Annotated in this window: 1 protein-coding gene; it reads right to left on the minus strand. The window is 57.5% G+C overall.

Going from position 1 to position 381, the window contains the following annotated elements; all coding sequences use genetic code 11:
• On the minus strand, positions 1 to 381 hold a 381-nt coding region (locus KFE26_RS23735; RefSeq protein ID WP_212601927.1), incomplete at both ends, for a putative Ig domain-containing protein.

Genomic DNA, 381 nt, shown 5'->3' on the forward strand with positions numbered 1-381 from the left:
CTGCGCTCAGCGTTAAGCTGTCGCCGGTATCGGAGTCAGTTGCAGTCAAGCTGTAGCTGTACGCCGCATCTTGAGTGGCTGCCGTCACCGCCGTCGAACTAATCGTCGGCGCATCGTTGACGTTCGTCACTGTAATGCTAAAGGACTGCTCAGCCGTTAAGCCATCCGTGTCCGTCACTCGTAAGGTGACAGCATGACTGCCCACATCCACATTGCTCGGCGTGCCACTGAGTAAACCCGTCGCCGCGTTGAAGCTCAACCAGCTCGGTTTGGTCACTGCGCTCAGCGTTAAGCTGTCGCCAGTATCGGAGTCGCTGGCCACTAAGTTGTAACTGTAAGCGGCATCTTGGGTCGCAGCCGTCACCGCCGTCGAACTAATCG

The organism is Shewanella sp. M16 (genome assembly GCF_018224605.1).
GTDB classification, from domain to species: Bacteria; Pseudomonadota; Gammaproteobacteria; order Enterobacterales; family Shewanellaceae; genus Shewanella; species Shewanella oncorhynchi.